This is a genomic window from Coleofasciculus sp. G2-EDA-02 (genome assembly GCF_040226375.1).
Lineage (GTDB): Bacteria > Cyanobacteriota > Cyanobacteriia > Cyanobacteriales > Coleofasciculaceae > Coleofasciculus.
Window position 1 is genome coordinate 1 of record NZ_JAVKEW010000273.1, and the last position, 20,873, is coordinate 20,873.

Annotated in this window: 24 protein-coding genes; 6 read left to right on the forward strand and 18 right to left on the reverse strand. The window is 46.3% G+C overall.

Annotated features, from left to right (window positions below; all coding sequences use genetic code 11):
* Nucleotides 1–96 precede the first annotated feature (96 nt).
* Nucleotides 97–783 (reverse strand): Crp/Fnr family transcriptional regulator, encoded by a 687-nt coding sequence (locus RLO19_RS31155; RefSeq protein ID WP_446361689.1) that lies wholly within the window; start codon nt 781–783, stop codon nt 97–99.
* 98 nt (nt 784–881) lie between these two features.
* On the opposite strand from RLO19_RS31155, the gene RLO19_RS31160 reads away from it, so the two are divergent.
* Nucleotides 882–1,961: a DALR anticodon-binding domain-containing protein gene (locus RLO19_RS31160; protein WP_446361691.1), complete on the forward strand. Its 1,080-nt coding sequence runs from the start codon at nt 882–884 to the stop codon at nt 1,959–1,961.
* 258 nt (nt 1,962–2,219) lie between these two features.
* Here RLO19_RS31160 and RLO19_RS31165 read toward each other — a convergent pair whose 3' ends face one another.
* From RLO19_RS31165 to csaB, 3 genes are all read right to left on the reverse strand, one after another.
* A complete protein-coding gene (locus RLO19_RS31165; protein ID WP_446361693.1) occupies nt 2,220–3,071 on the reverse strand; it encodes a Cof-type HAD-IIB family hydrolase in 852 nt (283 codons plus the stop codon).
* Nucleotides 3,072–3,089: 18 nt separating this feature from the next.
* Nucleotides 3,090–4,676: a hypothetical protein gene (locus RLO19_RS31170; protein WP_446361695.1), complete on the reverse strand. Its 1,587-nt coding sequence runs from the start codon at nt 4,674–4,676 to the stop codon at nt 3,090–3,092.
* A gap of 368 nt (nt 4,677–5,044) precedes the next feature.
* Nucleotides 5,045–6,100, reverse strand: a complete 1,056-nt coding sequence (gene csaB / locus RLO19_RS31175) for a polysaccharide pyruvyl transferase CsaB (RefSeq protein WP_446361697.1) — start codon at nt 6,098–6,100, stop codon at nt 5,045–5,047.
* A gap of 159 nt (nt 6,101–6,259) precedes the next feature.
* On the opposite strand from csaB, the gene RLO19_RS31180 reads away from it, so the two are divergent.
* The 5 genes from RLO19_RS31180 to RLO19_RS31200 all read left to right on the forward strand — a co-directional run bounded on the left by RLO19_RS31180 (nt 6,260) and on the right by RLO19_RS31200 (nt 10,957).
* Nucleotides 6,260–7,177: a nucleotidyltransferase domain-containing protein gene (locus RLO19_RS31180; protein WP_446361699.1), complete on the forward strand. Its 918-nt coding sequence runs from the start codon at nt 6,260–6,262 to the stop codon at nt 7,175–7,177.
* A gap of 256 nt (nt 7,178–7,433) precedes the next feature.
* Complete coding sequence (locus RLO19_RS31185; RefSeq protein ID WP_446361701.1) at nt 7,434–8,369, forward strand: C69 family dipeptidase; 936 nt, start codon at nt 7,434–7,436, stop codon at nt 8,367–8,369.
* Nucleotides 8,370–8,635: 266 nt separating this feature from the next.
* Complete coding sequence (locus RLO19_RS31190) at nt 8,636–9,394, forward strand: nucleotidyltransferase domain-containing protein (protein WP_446361703.1); 759 nt, start codon at nt 8,636–8,638, stop codon at nt 9,392–9,394.
* 134 nt (nt 9,395–9,528) lie between these two features.
* Nucleotides 9,529–10,275 carry a phosphatase PAP2 family protein gene (locus RLO19_RS31195; protein ID WP_446361705.1) on the forward strand — a complete coding sequence of 249 codons (747 nt, stop codon included), beginning with the start codon at nt 9,529–9,531 and terminating at the stop codon, nt 10,273–10,275.
* Nucleotides 10,276–10,510: 235 nt separating this feature from the next.
* Nucleotides 10,511–10,957, forward strand: coding sequence for an AAA family ATPase (locus RLO19_RS31200; RefSeq protein ID WP_446361707.1), 447 nt, complete (start codon nt 10,511–10,513; stop codon nt 10,955–10,957).
* 86 nt (nt 10,958–11,043) lie between these two features.
* Here RLO19_RS31200 and larE read toward each other — a convergent pair whose 3' ends face one another.
* The 14 genes from larE to secY form a co-directional block, all read right to left on the reverse strand.
* Nucleotides 11,044–11,868 carry an ATP-dependent sacrificial sulfur transferase LarE gene (gene larE / locus RLO19_RS31205; RefSeq protein WP_446361709.1) on the reverse strand — a complete coding sequence of 275 codons (825 nt, stop codon included), beginning with the start codon at nt 11,866–11,868 and terminating at the stop codon, nt 11,044–11,046.
* A gap of 213 nt (nt 11,869–12,081) precedes the next feature.
* A complete protein-coding gene (prfA, locus tag RLO19_RS31210; protein ID WP_446361711.1) occupies nt 12,082–13,197 on the reverse strand; it encodes a peptide chain release factor 1 in 1,116 nt (371 codons plus the stop codon).
* A 109-nt stretch (nt 13,198–13,306) separates the two neighbouring features.
* Complete coding sequence (rpmE, locus tag RLO19_RS31215) at nt 13,307–13,552, reverse strand: 50S ribosomal protein L31 (protein WP_446336573.1); 246 nt, start codon at nt 13,550–13,552, stop codon at nt 13,307–13,309.
* Between the two features lie 90 nt (nt 13,553–13,642).
* Nucleotides 13,643–14,059: a 30S ribosomal protein S9 gene (gene rpsI, locus RLO19_RS31220; RefSeq protein ID WP_446336572.1), complete on the reverse strand. Its 417-nt coding sequence runs from the start codon at nt 14,057–14,059 to the stop codon at nt 13,643–13,645.
* A complete protein-coding gene (gene rplM / locus RLO19_RS31225; protein ID WP_446361713.1) occupies nt 14,059–14,514 on the reverse strand; it encodes a 50S ribosomal protein L13 in 456 nt (151 codons plus the stop codon). The genes rpsI and rplM overlap by 1 nt, the downstream gene beginning before the upstream one ends.
* A 24-nt stretch (nt 14,515–14,538) precedes the next feature.
* Complete coding sequence (gene truA / locus RLO19_RS31230; RefSeq protein ID WP_446361715.1) at nt 14,539–15,390, reverse strand: tRNA pseudouridine(38-40) synthase TruA; 852 nt, start codon at nt 15,388–15,390, stop codon at nt 14,539–14,541.
* Nucleotides 15,391–15,399: 9 nt separating this feature from the next.
* Complete coding sequence (rplQ, locus tag RLO19_RS31235; protein ID WP_446336569.1) at nt 15,400–15,750, reverse strand: 50S ribosomal protein L17; 351 nt, start codon at nt 15,748–15,750, stop codon at nt 15,400–15,402.
* 91 nt (nt 15,751–15,841) lie between these two features.
* Complete coding sequence (locus RLO19_RS31240) at nt 15,842–16,789, reverse strand: DNA-directed RNA polymerase subunit alpha (RefSeq protein WP_446361717.1); 948 nt, start codon at nt 16,787–16,789, stop codon at nt 15,842–15,844.
* Nucleotides 16,790–17,063: 274 nt separating this feature from the next.
* Nucleotides 17,064–17,456 carry a 30S ribosomal protein S11 gene (gene rpsK, locus RLO19_RS31245; protein ID WP_446336567.1) on the reverse strand — a complete coding sequence of 131 codons (393 nt, stop codon included), beginning with the start codon at nt 17,454–17,456 and terminating at the stop codon, nt 17,064–17,066.
* Nucleotides 17,457–17,505: 49 nt separating this feature from the next.
* Nucleotides 17,506–17,889, reverse strand: coding sequence for a 30S ribosomal protein S13 (gene rpsM, locus RLO19_RS31250; RefSeq protein WP_446361719.1), 384 nt, complete (start codon nt 17,887–17,889; stop codon nt 17,506–17,508).
* 59 nt (nt 17,890–17,948) lie between these two features.
* Nucleotides 17,949–18,062, reverse strand: a complete 114-nt coding sequence (gene rpmJ, locus RLO19_RS31255; RefSeq protein WP_015186054.1) for a 50S ribosomal protein L36 — start codon at nt 18,060–18,062, stop codon at nt 17,949–17,951.
* A gap of 88 nt (nt 18,063–18,150) precedes the next feature.
* Nucleotides 18,151–18,375, reverse strand: coding sequence for a translation initiation factor IF-1 (gene infA, locus RLO19_RS31260; RefSeq protein ID WP_006100613.1), 225 nt, complete (start codon nt 18,373–18,375; stop codon nt 18,151–18,153).
* Nucleotides 18,376–18,631: 256 nt separating this feature from the next.
* On the reverse strand, nt 18,632–19,183 hold the full coding sequence (locus RLO19_RS31265) for an adenylate kinase (protein ID WP_446361721.1): 552 nt from the start codon (nt 19,181–19,183) through the stop codon (nt 18,632–18,634).
* A 169-nt stretch (nt 19,184–19,352) separates the two neighbouring features.
* Nucleotides 19,353–20,699 carry a preprotein translocase subunit SecY gene (gene secY / locus RLO19_RS31270; protein ID WP_446361723.1) on the reverse strand — a complete coding sequence of 449 codons (1,347 nt, stop codon included), beginning with the start codon at nt 20,697–20,699 and terminating at the stop codon, nt 19,353–19,355.
* Between the last annotated feature and the right edge of the window lie 174 nt (nt 20,700–20,873).

Here is a 20,873-nt window from a genome sequence, read left to right on the forward strand (position 1 = left end):
CTAGCACTAAAAATACTGTTGGGCGAACAGAAATTAACGCTCAGGGAGAGAAGAACCTCTGCTCAAAGTAAGGAAACTTAGTTTGGGTAAGTTCACTCATTGAACTGAGAATCCCTCGCTTTTAGCGATGGGAGCGTCAACCCCGTAGGTGCTAATCAATCCCTTCTTACGTAACTTTCCGATTAAGCGAGTCACGGTGACACGAGTTGAACCAATCGCACTGCTAATTTGGGCGTGAGTTAAAGGAAATGGCAGACAATAGCCATCGGGTGTCGGTTCGCCAAATTCTTCAATCATCAGAGTAAGTAATCCGAAAAGGCGATCAATGGTTTTGCGTTGTCCCAAGGTACTCAACCATAGGAGTTTACGCTGATGTTGATAGCGGAACGCATTCAACACCTCACGCCGGAAGTGGGGCCAATTGTCTAGATCATGCCAATACATCCAGAGGACTGAGGTTTGCTCAACATGGGAGTAGGCGGACAGGGTAAAGGGTGATTGTGCCACAATTTCAAAAGGCTGACCTGCACCGACAAATCCTAAAAAGGCTTCTTGTGGGATGTGGGACAATGATTTATCTGTGGAGTGACTTGTACTGATTTGAGTTGTGCCCACTAGACGTACCGCCCCTCGCTGAACTAGATACAGCAATCCCGAACGAGTCGGAATTAGCTCATCTTTGCTAAACGTTCGATTGCGGTAGTGTTCCTGTGCCCAATCCAGAATACGTTGCCAGGTTAAGAACGAGCGAGATGCTTCTGATGTGGAGGGTGGTAAATTCATAGCTCCGTCAAGATGGAGACCAAGTTATTGTTAATTTTACAGTAGTTAAAAATACATCTAACTATAGAGTTTTCACGGTGAAAGCATTTAGTAACAATGTGAGTATTAAATCTCAGTTGCAACAACAGCTTTGGCAGGCAATTGGCAGAGTAGGCACTTTATCCACTGCTGCTGAGTTAACGCCTCCAACCATACCCTTACACCGTTTATCTACTCCTAATTATGTATGCTATCGGTCTGCGATCGCACTCAAGTTATCTTCGCCTTGGCAACAGACTCCCTTAGACATTGCCCGTCAGCTCACCGTCGCCTTGCTAACCCTTTCTCAAGAGTCTGGTGACGCGATTGCTATAGATTTTACGGTTGAAGTATTGCCTCCTGGCTGGATTCTTTTCCGACTCAGCGATCGCGCCTTAGCCACCTACTTACAAGAGTGGTTTAAAATACCCCCCTTTTCTTCTGTTTCCAGACATTATTTAAAACAGAAACTTCAGGAAAAAGGGGGAGCCGGGGATAGGGAAAAACTTGGACAAAATCAGCCAGATTCTGACAAGATTTTTCCCGTTCAATATATTCACGCCCGTTGCTGTTCGCTTTTGCAGTTGGCTGACGAGCAGGGGTTAATTCAGGTAAAAGATCAGGTAGAGACGTACCATGGCACGTTCGTAGGGGCGAAGCATTCGCGCCCAGATATATCGGTTGTCTCCCAAATTCCCAACGCGAATGCTTCGCCCAATCCCCCGCCAATCGCCCCAGATATATCGGTTGTCTCCCAAATTCCCAACGCGAATGCTTCGCCCAATCCCCCGCCAATCGCCCGTCAATTGCCAATGGTGATCATTTCCCCAAATCCAATTCCTTGGCTCCAAGAGGCAGGAGAGTCAGATAGAGAGTCGATACACCTACGCTTAACCCATCCCGCAGAATGGGATTTGATTGTCCAGCTTTTAGATCTGTTAGACGCGATGAGTGCTTCAGATTCTCGGCGTTGGGTTAAACAAGGATTGACTGTAAGTCAGGCTTATGAGCAATTTTACAAATCCTGCCGAATTTGGGGAGATGTAAAGAATTACAACTTGCCCCTAGCTCAGGCGAGATTGGGGTTAATCGGGGTTACGCAGGTTGTGTTGCGATCGCTCCTAGAGAAACTGGGTGTATCTGCCCCTAGAGCTTTTTAGGCGCTGCACAATCCAGATGGGGGAGCTGAGGGAGATTATTAACATTTCAGCTTAGCATTCTGCGATTGGGTATGGTTGAAAGGTAAGGTTTTTTTTATCTTAGGACGGTAGAAAAACAACTTTTTTTACAAGGCGTGACAATTCCCACTCATTCCGGTATGATTCTGAATGTGTGAGGAGCGAACCAGCGGGGGAACCGAGACGAAACACGGACAGTCGTCGGTTCCCTTTCTGATCAAAGTGACTGGGGATTAGGGACTAAAGAATTAACGTTTCAATGGCTGTAGCTACGCCGTCTTGTTCAACAGAGGGAGCTACCCACTGCGCGATCGCCTGGACTTCTAGAGGCGCATTGCTCATGGCGATGCCAAACCCCGCATATTCCAACATTTCGATATCGTTAAAGTTATCGCCAATTGCCATAACATTTTGAGCGGATAGTCCCAGCAAGTCTTCTGCTAAGTAGCGCACGGCTTCTCCTTTGTTGACGAGGGGATTGGTGGCTTCAAAGAAGGTGGCTACTGATTTGGTGAGGTAAAGTTCGGCGGGAGTATATTGCTGGCGCAATCGGCTAAATAATTGGTCGATAACGGTTGTATCCTGACACAGGGCTAATACCTTAGTGGGTTCGTTGGTAAGTACCTGACGCAAGTCACCCACGGATAGGGGTTGAATATCTGCCCGTTGAGCATAGCGCTGGGTTTCGGGGGTCATTTCCCGGACATACAATTGATCATTGATATAGAAATGCACCGAAAGCTGCGATCGCAGCATGTCACTCTCAAAATAATCTAACAATTGTTCAGCCCGATCACGGGAGACAGATAAATGACGGTGAATTGTCTCCGTGGCGGGATCTTGAATCCATGCGCCTTGATACGCCAAGATGGGTAGGGTAGAACCAACCTCCCGATGGAAGCGTAAGGCAGAACAGTACATGCGCCCCGTTGCGATCGCGACTTGAATTCCCTTTGCCTGTATCTTCCGAATGGCTTGCTTTACAGGTTCTGTAATGGTGTTGGATTCACCCGCGATCGTGCCATCAATATCCAGAACGAGTAATTGAATATTCAGGGTATCTCGCTCTTGACGCTCTAAGGATTTAAGCATGTGTTTTAAATCTGTTATTTATACGGGGCGATACCGGGGAAAACTCGGTAATTCAATTGATGCCAATGATTTAATCTTTTTCGGACGCCGTAGCGGATAAACTACAGGTGAGGGCCAATTGGGTTGAGGGAGACTCACCTCATTTTCATCATCCCATTCATCCTCAGCCAGCTCAGCCTCTGATGTCTGTTTTGAGGATACTCCGGATTCATCAACTGTTTCTGGATCAGTTCCAGCTTCTAGCAGCCAATGGCTTTGCTCCTGAACTAAATCATTTGCCAATTCTGATAACCCTGACGCTTGCGCTAGTGAGTTCATTTCAGCCAAAAGCTGTCTCTCTGCTTCTAACTCCGCCGCCGTACTCTCTGGAATCGGGGTGATTGTCGAGTCGATTGCACTTGTGGATGGGTGATACTCCGTGGCTTGAGTAAATTCCTCGCTATCTGAAGCGGAGTTAACCAATAATGAGTCGAGTTGGAGTGGACGATTCCAAAGTGGATCGGTATTGTTATAAGATTGTTCTTCTAAAAAATCCTGTTGAGCGGACCAAGGTTGGATGGGTTGGGCTTTCGGGACAACACCGCTTGTATCCCGTTTCGGACGGGTGGGTTGGGGTTCGCCTACCTGACGGTTCGGCATTTCCAGGCATTTTTCTAGGGCAACCTTAAATTGTAAGGTTTGCTGTTGCTGTCGGTGTAAGCGGGTTTTCAGTTCTCGACAGGTATTAGCCGATTGCAGTAATTGATGAGACTGTTCGTTATAACGTTGCTGGGTGAGAGCACATTCCCGTTCCAGTTGTGCCACTCGTTCTTGAGAGCTTTGTAATTGATCTGATAAAGTTTCAATCAGGATTTGCTGACGTTGGGCGGCTTGATGGGATGATTCTAGGGTATGGAACAGACGAGTTAATTGCTCTTGCAGCGTGTTAAGTTCCTCCCCTTGGCGGACAATGAGACTATCCTGCTCTTGCGATCGCAGCATCTCGGCGTTTAAGGCGTCTTGTTTTTCTGTCAGGGCGTTCTGAAGCTGAGCAATTTGTTCGAGCAAGCGGCGATTGCGTTGGCGCATTTTTTGGGCAAGGGCAAACCAATCAGCGTCTTTGTTCCGAGATTCTGCCAGGGTGGGGAGTGATTCGGGATTGCGATTTTCTGCCTCAATGTTTATCGTGGAGTCTGACTCGATAGTTTGGTCAATTTCAACCTCTGGCTGTGGTTCCTCCTCATTCCTATCGGATATCTGAAAGAGGTTGAAGATCGTTTGAGATTCAGGATTCTCTTGCTCATCGGGGTTATGTTCAACACTCTCATCTCTCCATTGACTGGACTCCGGGAGAGGCTCTTTGTTACGAGATTCTGCCAGGGTGGGGAGTGATTCGGGATTGGGATTTTCTGCCTCAATGTTTATCGTGGAGTCTGACTCGATAGTTTGGTCAATTTCAACCTCTGGCTGTGGTTCCTCCTCCTTCCTATAGGATATCTGAAAGAGATTGATCAGCGTCTGAGATTCAGGATTCTCTTGCTCATCGGGGTTATGTTCAGCACTCTCATCTGTCCATTGACTGGACTCTGGGAGAGGCTCTTTATTTGGGTTATCAGAATCACTCATGGCTCTTCATCCAGAGGGTCACAAATCAACCAAAGTATGAATTATGGATTATGAATTTTAAGTGGTTATTTATATAAACCAGTATCTTGTGTTTTAAGCTGCCGGATGGCTCGGAGCCAGGGTGAGTTAGGATTTCCTCCTTTGTGACTCCTTCCCAAAGTAAGGCACAAAACTTGCCAGATTACAAATTGTGCGATCTTCGGTACTTCGGGTGAAAACCCTAGTTGATGGGGAACTTTTAGCAGGAAATGTCTTACTCAGCAAGCCTTTGACTGAATTCAATAATAACGTTTCCTGATCACCATAAATAGGGCATAGCCATCCCTTGTTCCTTATGCCTTCTGCCTTGTGCCTTTGTTCGATCAATTTCAGGACTCCTTGACGAGAATGTCTACCAACAAATCTTGATGCATTAATGCCCGATCCACTAAGGATTGGATTTGATCGCGGCTGTTGGGATTACCATTGGCATAGTAATCGATCCAGGTATGAGCGATCGCATTCGGATCATCGGGTATTTCCGTTAACTTCCATCCCGGCAAGTCGAGTTCTGCCATGAGGGAGTCAACCTTGGGGTCATAGCTTAGGGCAAAACAGCGACAGTCTTGGGCTGCTGCCATAATTAGACTGTGGTAGCGCATCCCAATTGCCATTTCTACCCCGCGAAACAATCCTTTTAATTGTTGGGGTTCCTCGAGGTGGAAAATCTGATGGGTATCCGGAAGCTGGGAGGCAATGGATTGGGCGATGCTCAGATCTTGAGATGCCTGAAATGGCACAAGTAGTATACAGGTTTTAGTTGCCCCTTGGAAGTGTATCAGAGCTTGGGTAAGGTTGGCGAGACGCTCAGGGGTGAGATTTGGGTGCGATCGCAAGGTAACGGCGACTCTGGGTGCCGGTAAATCCCATAATCCGGGTACTGGGGTTGAGTCTAATGCCCACACTGGATCAGGGGCAACCCGAAACGGCACCTGCCAATCGGCTAGGAGGGCGGCTGAGGTGCGATCGCGGACACTGACGCCAGTACACCCCTGAAAACATTGTCGTGCCATCCAGCGCGTCAGAGGACGCTGCAACGGGCCAATTCCCTGCGCCCAAGCCAGGGTTTTTAACCCCCTTTGTTGGGCGAATCCCATTAACCCACTGTAGTAAACTGGACTCATGGCACTGGTGGCGTCTTGGATTAAACTCCCACCCCCCCAGATAAAACTATCGGCTTGGTTAAAGGCTTCTAGGACACGAAACGCTGAGGTGCGATCGCAGGTTTGTACCCCATAGCGTTTACTTGTCTGGTTAGGATTACCCGAGAGCACCAGTGGTGTTATTGATTTGGGCAGCATTTGTAGCAACGACGCCAGTAACGCCTCATCACCCCCATTGCCCTTGCCATAATATCCGCATACTATCGCCCGTTTCTGCCCCATGGACTGATTCGTCTTCTGTGTTTGCTATCAGTTTAGGACAGTCCGCGATTTCTGTGTCAATTGTTTCCCTTGATGTTTAAGTAGTATAATTAATACAGATATAATACAATTACGGAGAGCAACGATCTGTTTCTCGCGATCGCACTGCAAATTCACTGAATGAATCCTAACTTAATCCTGCCCGTCGGTACGCAAATTGTCAGTCGTGTCGAGGTAAAAAATTCTGCCAATGAACCGTTATGTGTACGGGGTGCTGTTGGTGTTATCGTCAAATCGCCAACCGATAATTCCCATGCTTATCGCATCCGTTTGCCTAATAACGTTGAAATCACCCTGAATCGACAGGAATTTAGTATCCGTAAGCATTTTCAAAGCGAAGGATTACAGCAAGCCGCCGATAGCCTGAGTGACTTCCAATTATACGAGTATGTCATCTATCGCTGTATTGTGGGGTCTAGGGCTTTTGGTTTAGATCAGGAAACCTCAGATATTGACCGTCGGGGGATTTACTTACCACCTGCTGATATTCACTGGTCACTTTATGGTATTCCAGAACAGTTAGAAAACTCAGAAAATCAGGAATGTTATTGGGAACTGCAAAAGTTTTTAATCTTGGCACTTAAAGCCAATCCCAATGTTTTAGAATGCTTGTATACGCCCTTAGTTGAGACAGCAACACCCTTAGCCGAAGACTTGCTAGAGAAGCGAGAAATGTTTCTCTCTCAATTAGTCTATCAGACCTATAACGGTTATGTTATGTCCCAATTCAAAAAAATGGAGCAAGATCTCCGCACAAAAGGACAGGTTCGTTTAAAACACGCCATGCATCTGATCCGTTTATTGTTATCGGGCATTACTATCCTTAAAGAAGGCTTTGTTCCGGTTAAAGTCGATGACTATCGACAGCAGTTGCTAGCGATTCGTCAGGGAGAAATGGATTGGGAAGAGGTCAATGCTTGGCGGTTAGCATTACATCATCAATTTGATGAAGCATTGAGAAAAACATCATTACCCGAACGCCCAGATTATGAAAAAGCCAACGCCTTCTTAATTCAAGCAAGGCGAAGTCGTTCGTAGTTGCGCTGTCTTCGCCCTAAACATTCCCATTCCTTCCTATAATGAATAATGAAATATCAAAATAATTGCCACACATCATAACCTTGTAGAGACGTAGCATGCTACGTCTCTACACCACTAATATCATGTCCGGTTGAATACCCATAATTAGGGTGATGGGGAGATGGGGTGAGGGGGAGAAGTTTTTATTATGGCTGATTGGACGGACATCATATAACCCTTATCTGTTTAGAAAATTAAATCGCAAATAAACCTCATGTGTGATACATTTGTTGCCTTACCTAATTCAACCCTCAACGGTAACGTTATTTTCGGTAAAAATAGCGATCGCCCCCAAGGTGAAATTCAAGATGTTGTCGTTATTCCCGCCAAAAAATACAACTCGAACCAGAACGTTCAATGCACCTATATTTCAATTCCACAAGTTGAGAAAACCCTAGCCGTGATCCTCTCCAAACCCCGATGGATGTGGGGCGCAGAAATGGGGGCAAATGAATGTGGCGTTGTGATTGGCAATGAAGCTGTTTGGACAGTTGAACCCTATAAAAGAAAGGGTTTGTTAGGTATGGATTTAGTCCGCTTAGGATTAGAAAGAGGTAAAACAGCTTTAGATGCACTTCAGATCATCACGTCGTTGCTAAATGAGTTTGGACAAGGGGGAAATTGTGCCGAAAACTTTGCCATGAATTATCATAATTCATTTATTCTGGCAGATGCCCAAGAAGCCTGGGTATTAGAAACCGCAGGTGAGTATTGGGTGGCTGAACAAGTACAACAAGGAACTCGCTCAATTTCTAATAATCTCAGTATCCGAAATTCGGGTGATTTGCGCCATCCAGATGTGATTTACTATGCGGTGAATCGGGGATGGTGTAATGGAGACGATGATTTTGATTTTGCCAGCATTTTTTCTGAAGGGGGATTTTATGAATCGCTATCCATTGATTCCAGAGAAGGGCGAATCAGACATTTATGTCGAGTGAATGAAGGCAAGTTTTCTGTTGAGACAGCACAATCAATTTTACGAGAACACAAGGGGAATATTTGTATGCATGGCGCTTATGAAAGTGCGGGAAGTCAAGTTTCGTCTCTGTCGCCAGATGGGTGTCAACACTGGTTTATTGAGCAACCCTTTCCTTGTCAGCAACCCTATAAACAAAAGAGTTTTTTAGTGCATTCAAGTTTGTCGTGACGTGGCACACCTAATTTCAAAAAACCGTAGGGGCGCACTGAAGTGCGCCCATAAAACACAACAACGTGCGCCCAATTTAACCGTAAAATCTATGCCACCATGTTAGTTAAGTTGGAATATTTGCTGCTTTCCCTGACATGTTTACTATGCGTTGGTATCCCCTACAATTTTAAAGGTAAGTATTTAACCGAATGTGATATAAATAGGACGCACGTCTGTGTACCCCTATAATTTTAATCAAATATTTCTTAAAAATCAGGCACATCATGATTGAAAGACAAAATCCCTTACTTCCCGCTATTGCTGAACAGCCGTATCCGCTATTATTTGTCACCATTAGCGGGGCGCATTTGTATGGTTTTCCCTCACCCGATTCTGATTACGATTTACGAGGTAGTCATATTTTACCGCTACAAGAAGTCGTCGGACTAGAAACAGGATGTGAGACGATTGAAGTATCGGAAATTAGAGACGGATTGGAACTGGATATAGTTACTCACGACATCAAAAAGTTCTTTTCTCTCCTTCTGAAAAAGAATGGTTATGTCTTAGAGCAATTGTACTCTCCCCTCATTGTTCATACAACTCCAGAACATGAAGAATTGAGCGCGATCGCGAAAGGGTGCATCACCCGCCACCACAGCCATCACTACTTGGGTTTTGCCCGAACTCAGTGGCGACTGTTTGAAAAAGAATGTCCGCGCCGCGTTAAGCCTCTTCTTTATGTTTATCGCGTTTTACTCACAGGTATTTATTTAATGAAAACAGGTGAAGTGGAAGCCAATTTGCTCAGATTGAATCAAGAATTTAAGTTATCGTATATTTCAGACTTAATTGCCCAGAAATTAGCAGGTGTGGAAAAATGCCAAATAGAAGATACTGATATAGAGTTTCATCGGGGAGAATACGAACGACTCTATGGAGAATTAGAACAAGCCAGTCAGTCGAGTAAACTACCCGCCGCACCATCGGCAAAAGATGCGTTGAATAACCTACTGATTCGGTTACGCTTAAATTATCTTTGACATCCAAAATACCACTTAGGTTTAAAGATGACAAATTGGCAGAGGGTGGGTTTTGTTGAGCCGTTATTGGTGATATTCTCAGTGAATAGCTAAACTCGCGCCTAAACTATAACGTCTTTATTAGGAAATAAACGGTGTTCAAGGAAAAATTAAGCCACATTATTGAAGCCATCATCCAGATTTGGCGATCGCAAACCCATAAGCCTCTGTTCTGGAAGCTTTCTATTCTCCCCATTTCAGGAGTAATCCTCACAGTTGTAGGGATTTGGGTTTTTCTAGGAATTGCTGACGAGGTGTTAGAAAAGCAAACTCAGGCAATTGACAAAATGCTCATGTTGCTGGTTAAACAAATTCATTCACCACTGCTGGATTGGGTAATGCGGGGTGCTTCAATTATTGGCGGCACCATATTTGTTACCCTAATTTGTCTAATTTTAGGGGCAATATTTTGGGTGCGACAACAGCGTGTTTATTTTACCGCGTTAGCCATTACCGCTATGGGTGGAACCGGATTAAACCTGTTGATTAAACAATTATTTGACCGCCAGCGCCCCCAACTCTGGCAACTGACTAAGAGTGAACCGAATACCTCCAGTTTCCCCAGTGGTCATGCTATGTTATCACTGGTTATCTATGGTTTTATTGGCTATTTACTCGCCCGTCACTTTCGCCGTTGGCGGTGGTGGATTGTCACCATCATTATTGGCTTGATTGTCCTAATTGGCTTCAGTCGGGTTTATTTGGGTATTCATTGGCCCACGGACATTGTAGCCGGACAAGCGGCGGGATTAACCTGGCTGATGGCTTGTTTGTTAAACCTTGAAGTTTACCGACATTATCACCAACACCGCAAAAAATCACCGCAGTCACTCTCATCCTAATTTAAAGACAATGGCACGCTCAATAATTTTATATCACCGAAATCCTTGATAGACCGTAGTGGCGTGGCACACCTAATTTGGTGTATTAGAATTCTATCCAGAAACTGTAGGGGCGCATGGCGTGCGCCCATAAAATCTGCAAATCTAATCCATCATTTTAGCTGGGTCAGTCCAGTAGGGTGGGCATTGCCCACCAGCTTTAAGTTAGTATTAGCAGCAATAAAGCCAAACCACAATGGAAGCGGTTATCTTAATCGGAATTCAGGCGTCAGGGAAATCATCATTTTGCCGCGATCGCTTTTATAATACTCATATCCGGATTAATCTGGATATGCTCAAAACTCGACATCGGGAAAAAATTCTGGTTCAAGCCTGTCTCGATGCTCAACAGCGGTTTGTTGTGGATAATACGAATCCAACGCCGGAAGATAGGGCGCGTTATATTGTACCCGCGAAGGAAAAGAGATTTAGTGTGGTGGGGTATTATTTTCAATCTGTTTTAGAGGATTGTAAGCGACGGAATGCTCAACGCCAAGGCAAACAGGTGATTCCTGTACCGGGGATTTTAGCAACGCATAAAAAGCTGGTTTTACCGCATTGGGATGAAGGATTTGATGCGCTTTATTATGTGAAACTGGGGGCAAATCATTCGTTTATTGTCAAAGAGTTCATTTATCGGTGAGGAGGGCGGGTTTTGTTGTTCATTTATTGGTAACAAGCTAGCGTTAGTTCCTAAACCCGCCCCTACAATTGTGGCTAAACCCGCCCCTACACTATGACTTTATCTTGCTGATTGACGACGCGATTTAACTTGCCACTGTGATACCCTTCTAAATCGAGGGTTACATACAAAAATCCTAAATCTTGAAACGCTGATACCAGAGTCGGTAAATCCGTGGTCAAAACAAATTCTTTAATTTGTTCCGGCGACAATTCAATTCGTGCAGTATCCCCTTGAGAACGAACCCGCAAATTTTTCCACCCTAATTTCCGTAAATAAACTTCCGCCCGCCCTACCCGTTGCAGTTTAGCAATGGTAATTTCTTCGCCGTAAGGAAAGCGAGAACTCAGACAAGGTTGGGCGGGTTTATCCCACCAGGGAAGCCCTAACTGTTGCGAGAGTTGGCGCACTTCTGCTTTTGTCACCCCTACTTCCGCTAAAGGCGATCGCGCCCCCCGTTCTTGCGCCGCTTGAATTCCAGGGCGATAGTCCCCCAAGTCATCAGCATTTACGCCATCCACGACATAAGGATAACCCCGTTGTAGCGCCAAGGGTTTCAGTGTGTCGTGAAGTTCACTTTTGCAAAAATAGCAACGGTTAACCGGATTCGCCGTATAATTGGGATTATTCATTTCATCGGTTTGCACCAATTCATGAGGAATGCCAATCACCGCCGCTTGAATTCGGGCGTCTTCCAATTCTTCGGGTAACAGAGACGGGGATTCGGCGGTTACAGCTAAAGCGCGATCGCCTAAAACATCATAAGCAATCTTGGCAACTAAGGTGCTATCCACTCCTCCAGAATAGGCAATCAATGCCCGATCCATTTGAGCAAATAAGCTTGTGAGTTGTTCAAGTTTATTATTTAACATGGTTGTCAAGGCAGATAGCGTCAAGGCAAAAGGCAGAAGGGAAAAGTACCTAAGGGATAAAGAGGGTAACAAAAGCGGATTGGTGTAACTCTTGTCCAGTCAGCTTTAGCTGACTTTCGCTTTTAGCCTTGGGTTTAAACCCAAGGCTGTTTAACTTGACACGGATGACTTAGTTGTTGGCAAAAAAAACAAATGAAAAAAGACAAATAACAATTAAGCCAAAAGCGATTCCCCTTGTTCATCCGAAGTTGCCAACTCTTCTAAACGTTCCTGTTGATCTTGGGTAATGCAAGATTGAATCACAGACTCCAAATCCCCTTCCAGCAAGTTATTCAGAGAATAGTTTTGACCCAAGCGATGATCAGTAACGCGATTGTCCTTATAATTATAAGTGCGAATCTTCTCCGATCGCGAACCCGTACCCACCTGCGATCGCCGCATCGAGGTAACCGCTTCCTGTTGCTCCCGCAGCTTCATTTCATACAGTTTAGCCCGGAGAATTTGTAAAGCCCGCTCTCGGTTTTGCAGTTGAGAACGCTCCTCAGTACAGAAGATGCGAATCCCAGTTGGCTTGTGGAACAGATCAACCGCTGTTTCCACCTTATTCACATTCTGTCCACCCGCGCCACCAGAACGGGCTGTGGAAACCTCCAAATCCTTCGGATCAATCTCAATTTCCACATCATCCACTTCTGGCATTACAGCGACAGTCGCGGTTGAGGTATGCACTCGTCCCCCCGCTTCCGTCACCGGGACTCGTTGCACCCGATGAACGCCGGCTTCAAACTTCAGCTTGCTGTAAACCTGTTCCCCTTGGATTTCCAGAATTGCCTCTTTAAATCCACCCATATCAGCCGTGGACTCGCTCAATAGCTTCACCCGCCAGTTCTGAGTTTCGGCATAGCGTGAGTACATTCGCACTAAATCCCCTGCCCAAATACTGGCTTCGTCGCCCCCAGTTCCGGCTCGGATTTCCAACATGATGTTCTTATCATCATTAGGATCACGAGGTAAGAGTAAGATTTTTAGGCGCGTTTCCAGTTGACTGAGCTGGGTTTGCAGTTCCTCAACTTCCAGAGATGCCATTTCATACATTTCACCACCCCCATTGGCTTCCTTGAGGATTTGCCGAGCCCCAACCAGTTCTTCCTGAGCTGTTTTCCAGAGTTCGTAGGTGTTAACCACATCCTCTAAGGAAGAACGCGCTTTTGCCACCCGTTGCACTTCCACCGGATCAGTGGCAATATCGGGGTCAGCCAAACGGCGCGTTAATTCGTGAAAGGTTTGTTCAACCGATTTTAATTTATCAAGTAGGTAAGTTTCCGCCATGGTTCAAGCGATCGCTCCATTGAAATAGCTCAAATAAGCATTGAAGTGCGAAGTCTAACTATTAAGAGTTAGGCTTCGCTAACGTCTCTCCACACTTCAACCTACCCAGCTATTTCTCTTTAGACGATTGCTGCTCTGAGGCATTCCCTTCTAACATGCCGTATTTCCGCATAAAGCGCTCCACACGACCTTCCGTATCAATAATTTTTTGGGTTCCCGTGAAAAAGGGATGATTCCCCGACCACACATCAACATGAAGTTCCGGCTGGGTTGAGCCAACAGTCATCACAACTTCTCCGTTGCAATAGACTTTGGCGTCTGGATACCACTGGGGATGAATATCAGATTTTGGCATTGTTACTGTCCTCTAGTCGAGCAAGGGTTTCTTTATTCTGTAGTTTGGGGCGAACTCACCCCAATTTATCCTTATTGTATTACCCAAATTTTAACGCTTCGAGTATTGGGGAGCTTTGCGGGCTTTATGTAAGCCATATTTCTTCCGTTCTTTGGCACGGGGATCGCGAGTTAAGTACCCTTCACTCTTCAACGGAGAGCGATTGTCCGGATCAAGTTCACAAAGCGCCCGCGCCACGCCTAAGCGAACGGCATCCGATTGTCCCGTCAATCCACCACCATGAGCATTGACTAAGATGTCGTAATCATTCTCTAAACCCAAAGTTTCCAGTGGCGCTTTGGTCACCATTAAATAAGCTGGATTGAGATTAAAGTAGACATCGCCGGGACGACCATTAACAATAAGTTGACCCGTACCCGGAACTAGGCGTACCCGGGCGACTGAGGATTTACGGCGACCGGTTCCCCAGTAAACCGCGCGATTTTCCATCGGTTCTGTTGCTTGCATTAGTCTTGTTCTCCTGGAATGGTGTTAATGGTTAAGGCTTGAGGTTTTTGAGCGTCATGGGGATGAGTTTCACCCGCATAGACTTTTAGCTTAGTAAAAAGTTTGCGACCCAGGGAATTTTTGGGCAGCATCCCTTTAACCGCCTTTTCGATAATCCGTTCCGGTATGCGGCCTTGTAAATGCTCAAAGGTTTCAGTCTTCATCCCGCCTGGACGACCGGAGTGGCGGCGATAGAGCTTCTGGCTGCTTTTTTTTCCCGTAACGACGACTTTCTCGGCATTGACGACGATAACGAAGTCCCCCGTATCCATATGGGGAGAATAGGTCGGCTTATTTTTACCTCTAAGAATCATGGCAATTCCAGTTGCCAATCGTCCTAGACGTTGACCTTCGGCATCAATAACGTACCAATTTTGTTCTAGGGAATCGTGAGTTGGCAGGTAAGTTTTTTCCATGAGTTTTTTTGATTACGTAAACAGTTAACCTAAACACAATTGAGTGGGCATCTGGGTCGGCAACATAAACTTCGGCTGAGTATCAAACCAAGTTTTTGGCGGAAACGGCGAGTTTGGGTAACCCACTCGTAACAAGCACAGACCCTTTGCTGGCGCCGCATATTTGATTTGCTCCCGCTGTTGATTCACCCACAGTTGAGTAAACTCTTGGGGATGAACTTTGCCCCGCCCTACCTCTACCAGCATGCCGACGAGTAGCCGCACCATGCCGTATAAAAATCCATCCGCCTGAATTTCAATATGAATAAATGAACCATTTCGGTAACATTGGGTGTCCTGAACCGTGACCCAGGAATGCTTGCGTCCGGAGTTAGCCCGGTGGAATGCTGCCAGGTGGTGTTTGCCCACTAGCGGATTAAGCGCCTCCTGAATCCGATGTTCATCTAAGGGAACCTGATAGTAATGCCAACTAAACGGTCGCACAAAAAGGTTAGGACAAGCGTCTGTATAGATACTGTACCGATACCGACGCCAAATCGCCGAAAAGCGAGCATGCCAATTCGCGGGTACGGGGGCTGATGTCCGAATCAGGATATCCTCCGGTAGTCGGCTATTCAGCAGGGGCATCCATCGCTCACCGGGAATCGGACGACTACTGTTAAAATGTGCTACTTGGGCAGCGGCATGAACGCCTGTATCAGTACGCCCTGCAGCGTGTAAGGTTACAGGTTTTCCTTCGACGGTGGACAGAACTTGCTCAATGTCCCCTTGCACTGTGCGATGTTGAGGCTGTCGTTGCCAACCATAGAACTTTGTCCCTAGGTATTGAATCACTAGGGCAATGCGTTGAGTTGGTTTAGCCTCGCGATCGGACATAACTTGAGTTCAAACCAGCTCGATAATTGCCATTTCCGCATTATCCCCACGACGGCGCAGGGTTCTGAGTACGCGAGTATACCCACCATTACGATTGCCATAGCGATCATTCACCCCTTCAAACAAGGCATGAACTAACTGCTTGTCGTAAATATAACCCAAGGCTTGACGGCGAGATGCTAGGGAGCCATCTTTTGCCAAGGTAATCATTTTTTCCACTTGGGATCGCACGGCTTTTGCCCGTACTTTGGTGGTAGTGATTCGACCATGACGAATCAACTCGGTAGCGAGGCTTCTGAGCAGCGCTCGGCGCTGGTCGGCTGGTTTTCCCAGTTTGGGTACTCGACGACGATGACGCATTTTCTTTTTTTCCTCTACAATCCCACAACAATGAACAATTTCTCAATCCAATGGCTAATCGAGTTGACGATTAGCCATTTATTCTCAATGCTTAAGTTGGTTTAGCCGATTTTTCATGGGGCAATGTAATCCCCAAGCGTTTTTGCAAGGCGTCTATGACTTCTTCGGCAGACTTTTGACCAAAGTTCTTGATTTCTAGGAGATCCTCCTGGCTATAATCTAATAAGTCAGCAACGGAGTTAATTTGCGCTCGCTTGAGGCAGTTATACGCCCGCACCGACAGTTGTAGTTCTTCAATCGGAATTTGGCTGGTTGGATCTTCATCCACCGGACCTCCCACTGGCTCTGGCTTGAGCTCGATATCTTTCAGGGGATTGAACAAATCCACAAGAAGGCTAGCGGCTTGACTCAGTGCTTCCTGGGGTGACACGCTGCCATTTGTCCAAACATCTAAAATTAAACGGTCTTTTTCCAGGGAACCGTCAACACGAGTATCCTCAACGCTGTAGTTAACCTTGGTTACTGGCATGAATACAGCGTCAAGTTGCAGGAAATCAACCGAGGATGTTTCATCACGACCCCGTTCTACAGAGCGATATCCTTTTCCTCTTTCGATACGGAACTCCATTTCCAGTTTGGCTCCGTCGGCTAGAGTCGCAATATACTGACCCGGATCAACAAATTCTACGTCCGACGGTAAATCAAACTGAGCCGATCGCACGGTAGAAGGTCCCGTGATCATGACTCGACCAATATGGGGTCCAGGTGTATAGCTTTTGAGGACGACTTCCTTCATATTCAGGAGAATTTCTAGAACATCCTCTCTGATTCCCTCAATGGTGGCAAACTCATGATTGACTCCAGCAATCCGCACAGCGGTAATCGCTGTACCTTCCAGGTTAGACAGGAGAACCCTTCTCAGGGCGTTGCCAACTGTTGTACCTTGACCGCGTTCGAGAGGTTCTAGGACAAATTTGCTATATTGACTTTGATTCTTTAGTGTTTTGGATTCTACGCACTCAATCTGAAACTGCGCCACGGAGTGACCTCCCTCCTTTAATTCATAGGACCCCATCAAAAGCACTCTTGCTAATACTTTTGAAATTCTGTTGCGCCTAACCCACAATTTGGTACAAGTGGCAATAAGCAAAGTATCAGTGGTTGGTCGGCATAACTTCCTCAATGCTGACACTTGATTCTGTTGTCGAGTCTAGACCGATAAGGGGCAAGCCGACTTGAAGGTTTCATTGAGATACAAACTGAATTCAACCCTTGGTTTTGCTTACCCAATCTCCTATCCCGATTTCCCGTTCCTAGACACGACGTCGTTTAGGAGGACGGCAACCATTATGAGGAATTGGCGTGACATCCCGAATCAGGGTAATTTCTAGTCCTGCCCCTTGCAGTGCGCGAATAGCCGTTTCTCGACCTGCACCAGGACCACTGACCATTACCTCAATTTGCCGCATTCCTTGGTCAATGGCTCGGCGGGCGGCATTATCAGCAGCGGTTTGAGCCGCAAAGGGGGTGCCTTTCTTAGCGCCCTTAAAGCCACTTGATCCCGCTGACGCCCACGAAACTACATCGCCTCGAGTGTCAGAAATAGTGACGATGGTATTGTTGAAGGTAGACTGGATGAATGCCATTCCATTCGGAACGTTTCGTTTCTGCTTTTTTGTACCAGTTTTTTTAGTTGGTCGCGCCATATCGCTTTATTTGGCTATCTTAGTGATGGGTGTGAACTGAATAATTGTGTTACTTCTTCGCCGGTGCTTTTTTCTTCCCAGCAACGGCAATACGTCTACCACGACGGGTACGGGCATTAGTGCGGGTTCGTTGACCGCGCACCGGTAACCCTTGGCGATGGCGACGCCCACGATAGGTGCCAATATCGACGAGACGCTTGATATTCATCGATTCCCAGCGCCTTAAGTCTCCCTCGACTTGATAGTCGCCCTCTACCACTGATCGCAGGCTGGCTACCTCAGCATCGCTTAAATCCTTGACTCGGGTATCCGGATTAATGCCCGTTTTACTGAGAATTTCTTTGGAGCGAGATAGCCCAATTCCGTAGATGTAGGTTAGACCAATTTCTATTCGTTTATCCCGAGGTAGGTCTACACTGGCAATTCTTGCCACGGTATTTTTCTCCCTTTTGTTGGTTTTGTGCTACAAATGATTCTTATAGAGTCTGTAGATTACCCCTGACGTTGCTTATGTTTGGGGTTTTGACAAATAACCATTACTCGACCACGGCGTCGAATAACGCGACATTTTTCACACATTTTGCGGACTGATGCTCTAACCTTCATTGGCTTTTTTAGTTACAACGCAAGCATATTATCATATCATGTTTTTGGGCTAAAGTCAAATTTTCGCTGAAATTAGCCATAACGATTGTTATTTTTTGCGAAGGCGGTAGGTGATTCTACCTTTGCTCAAGTCATAAGGGGTCAGTTCAACTTTGACCCGATCGCCCGGTAAAATTTTGATGTAGTTGCGGCGGATTTTGCCAGAGATATGGGCAAGGACGTTGAAGCCGTTGTCCAAGTCTACCCGAAACATGGCGTTCGGTAAGGATTCGGTTACCGTCCCTTCCATTTCAATTAAGTCTTGCTTAGCCAATTTTGTCGTTCCTCAATACTATGGGTCACTAAGTTCCCCTCCACACAGATAGAGATTTGTCCAGGGAGTGTTAACATATTTTATCAAAATCCGCCCTCAAACGGCTTTTTTACTTGGTTAGTGTTAAGAAAAGTTGTGTCCAAATTAATGAAAGCCTTAGAAATAGTAACGACTTCAGCGAGAGGAGAACATCCGTCAAAAGTGAGACGGGGTTCCTTTTCCGGCTTTGGCATTGATGACTTAACTCCTCAAGATTTCAGGACATCACCTGCTTGAGAGAGTCGGTAACCTCGTCCATAGCTCTATCCCCATCAATCTCGCGTAAGATTGAGCGATCGCGGTAAAACTCAATCACCGGTGCCGTCTGTTGGCGGTAGACTTCTAGGCGTCGCCGAATCGTCTGCTCATTATCATCTTGGCGTCCCCGTGAGAGTAAACGTTTTAGGATTGATTCATCGGAGACATCCAAATAAATAGCATAATCGCAGCGCTGATCAAGATCCTGAAGCAGATTTTCCAGAAAAGCCCCTTGGCTGACATTGCGCGGAAACCCATCCAAAATCCAACCCGCTTGAGTATCAGGTTGCTGGAGGCGATCGCGAATTAGATCCAGAATCAATTCATCTGGCACCAACTCGCCTCGAGCCATATAAGACTGCGCCTTTTGTCCGAGTGGTGTAGATTGCGCGATCGCACTCCGTAGAATCTCCCCGGTAGATATGTGAGGAATCTGATAAAGCTGAGCGATTAGCTGAGCTTGTGTTCCTTTTCCTGCCCCTGGTGGTCCTAAAAAAACTAATCGTGTCATTGGTTATTTATCTTATGTCTTATGTCTTATGTCATTCGTCCTTTGTCCTTTGTCAATTTGATGGGAGCAAGGGGGTTCTCAAGTTAGCTGTGAATTCTCTTGTGCCCCCCCAATTTAGGTACAATCAACAATGAACAAAGGAAAAGTCACCAATGACCTAGCAGCAATTTTACTGCTTAACCATACCCTCGTAACGCTGTGAAATCACGTATGTTTGAACCTGTTTTGCCGTGTCAATTGCCACACCGACCAAAATCAGTAACGAGGTAGCCCCCAGCCCTCTAAACGTAGTCACTCCAGTGGCACTTTCTACAGCCGTTGGCACAACCGCTACCAGCCCCAGAAAGATTGCCCCCAAAAACGTCAACCGATTCAGCACTCGCTCAACATAGTCACTTGTGGCTTTACCTGGGCGAATTCCCGGAATACTCGCTCCCATTTTCTTCAAATTCTGCGACATATCAACCGGATTCACGATGAGCGACGCATAGAAATAGCTGAAAAAGAGAATTAACACCAGATAAACCAGTACATACAGCCACGGCGTCGGGCCATTCGGACTGATATATACTGCCACCTGATTGACAGCTTGGAGAATTGATCCCAAAACTCCTTCACTATTACCACCGCGAGCAAAGCCAGCTAGGGAAGTGGGTAGAATCAAAACCGCTGAGGCAAAGATAATCGGCATTACCCCACCTTGGTTCAGTCGTAGCGGCAGATAGCTCGTCCGTTCCCGATAGAGGCGACGCCCAACTTGTCGTCTTGCCGAAATAATCGGAATCCGGCGCGTTCCCTCCTGAACGAAAACAATCCCGACAATCATCACCAGGAAAACCAGGAGTAAAATGACCACCTTACCAGCCATGTCTCGCCCCCCTGTCTGTGCCAACTCAATCGTTTGACCCAATGTCCGGGGCAGAACTGCCACAATATTGACAAAAATCAACAACGATGCTCCGTTACCAATCCCGCGTTCGGTAATCAGTTCCGAAATCCACATGACAAACATTGAGCCAGCCGTGATTGCCAGCACAGTTTCCACAAAGAACAGAGTTCCCGGATTTGTGGCAAACTTGCTAGCAAATAGTGCCAGACCCACACTTTGCAATATTGCCCAACCTAGGGCAACATAACGGGTAATCTGAGAAATTTTTCGGCGTCCTGCTTCCCCTTCATTCTTCTGCAAATTTTCCAGAGTGGGAATAGCTGCCGTCAGCAACTGTAAGATAATTGACGCATTAATATAGGGCAAGATTCCCAGGGCAAAAATTCCCAAAGCCGAGAATCCTCCCCCAGAGAAAAAATCTAAAATGCCAGCGATGGGAACGTTTCCACTTTGGATAGCTGTTGAAAGTTGTTCCCGATCAATTCCCGGTACAGGTAAAAATACACCAAACCGGGCTAGGATCAACAAACCGATGGTCAAAAGCAACCGACCTCTAAGACCGGCAGCTTGTGCCATCTGCATAAATGTTTCTTGAGCCGTTGGAGTTTTGTCTCGACTGACGACCATAAAGGGATACCTCCAGATGACACAGTGTTGACCTCTCCCTGGTATAAATAAACAGGGATTCTAATAGGATACTTCGGGGTCAATTAAAATCGCGTCCCTTCGTATCTTAATTAGAGTTCCAGATCAATAACCTGGATGGCGCGGTCAAAAACGCCCTACAGACCTTGGTTAGAT

Excerpts from the sequence above, each read along its gene's own strand:
- RLO19_RS31155 (WP_446361689.1), bottom strand. The coding sequence starts at position 783 with ATGAATTTACCACCCTCCACATCAGAAGCATCTCGCTCGTTCTTAACC.
- RLO19_RS31165 (WP_446361693.1), bottom strand. The coding sequence starts at position 3,071 with ATGCTTAAATCCTTAGAGCGTCAAGAGCGAGATACCCTGAATATTCAA.
- RLO19_RS31170 (WP_446361695.1), bottom strand. The coding sequence starts at position 4,676 with ATGAGTGATTCTGATAACCCAAATAAAGAGCCTCTCCCAGAGTCCAGT.
- csaB (WP_446361697.1), bottom strand. The coding sequence starts at position 6,100 with ATGGGGCAGAAACGGGCGATAGTATGCGGATATTATGGCAAGGGCAAT.
- RLO19_RS31180 (WP_446361699.1), top strand. The coding sequence starts at position 6,260 with ATGAATCCTAACTTAATCCTGCCCGTCGGTACGCAAATTGTCAGTCGT.
- RLO19_RS31185 (WP_446361701.1), top strand. The coding sequence starts at position 7,434 with ATGTGTGATACATTTGTTGCCTTACCTAATTCAACCCTCAACGGTAAC.
- RLO19_RS31190 (WP_446361703.1), top strand. The coding sequence starts at position 8,636 with ATGATTGAAAGACAAAATCCCTTACTTCCCGCTATTGCTGAACAGCCG.
- RLO19_RS31200 (WP_446361707.1), top strand. The coding sequence starts at position 10,511 with ATGGAAGCGGTTATCTTAATCGGAATTCAGGCGTCAGGGAAATCATCA.
- larE (WP_446361709.1), bottom strand. The coding sequence starts at position 11,868 with ATGTTAAATAATAAACTTGAACAACTCACAAGCTTATTTGCTCAAATG.
- prfA (WP_446361711.1), bottom strand. The coding sequence starts at position 13,197 with ATGGCGGAAACTTACCTACTTGATAAATTAAAATCGGTTGAACAAACC.
- rpmE (WP_446336573.1), bottom strand. The coding sequence starts at position 13,552 with ATGCCAAAATCTGATATTCATCCCCAGTGGTATCCAGACGCCAAAGTC.
- rpsI (WP_446336572.1), bottom strand. The coding sequence starts at position 14,059 with ATGCAAGCAACAGAACCGATGGAAAATCGCGCGGTTTACTGGGGAACC.
- rplM (WP_446361713.1), bottom strand. The coding sequence starts at position 14,514 with ATGGAAAAAACTTACCTGCCAACTCACGATTCCCTAGAACAAAATTGG.
- truA (WP_446361715.1), bottom strand. The coding sequence starts at position 15,390 with ATGTCCGATCGCGAGGCTAAACCAACTCAACGCATTGCCCTAGTGATT.
- rplQ (WP_446336569.1), bottom strand. The coding sequence starts at position 15,750 with ATGCGTCATCGTCGTCGAGTACCCAAACTGGGAAAACCAGCCGACCAG.
- rpsK (WP_446336567.1), bottom strand. The coding sequence starts at position 17,456 with ATGGCGCGACCAACTAAAAAAACTGGTACAAAAAAGCAGAAACGAAAC.
- rpmJ (WP_015186054.1), bottom strand. The coding sequence starts at position 18,062 with ATGAAGGTTAGAGCATCAGTCCGCAAAATGTGTGAAAAATGTCGCGTT.
- RLO19_RS31265 (WP_446361721.1), bottom strand. The coding sequence starts at position 19,183 with ATGACACGATTAGTTTTTTTAGGACCACCAGGGGCAGGAAAAGGAACA.
- secY (WP_446361723.1), bottom strand. The coding sequence starts at position 20,699 with ATGGTCGTCAGTCGAGACAAAACTCCAACGGCTCAAGAAACATTTATG.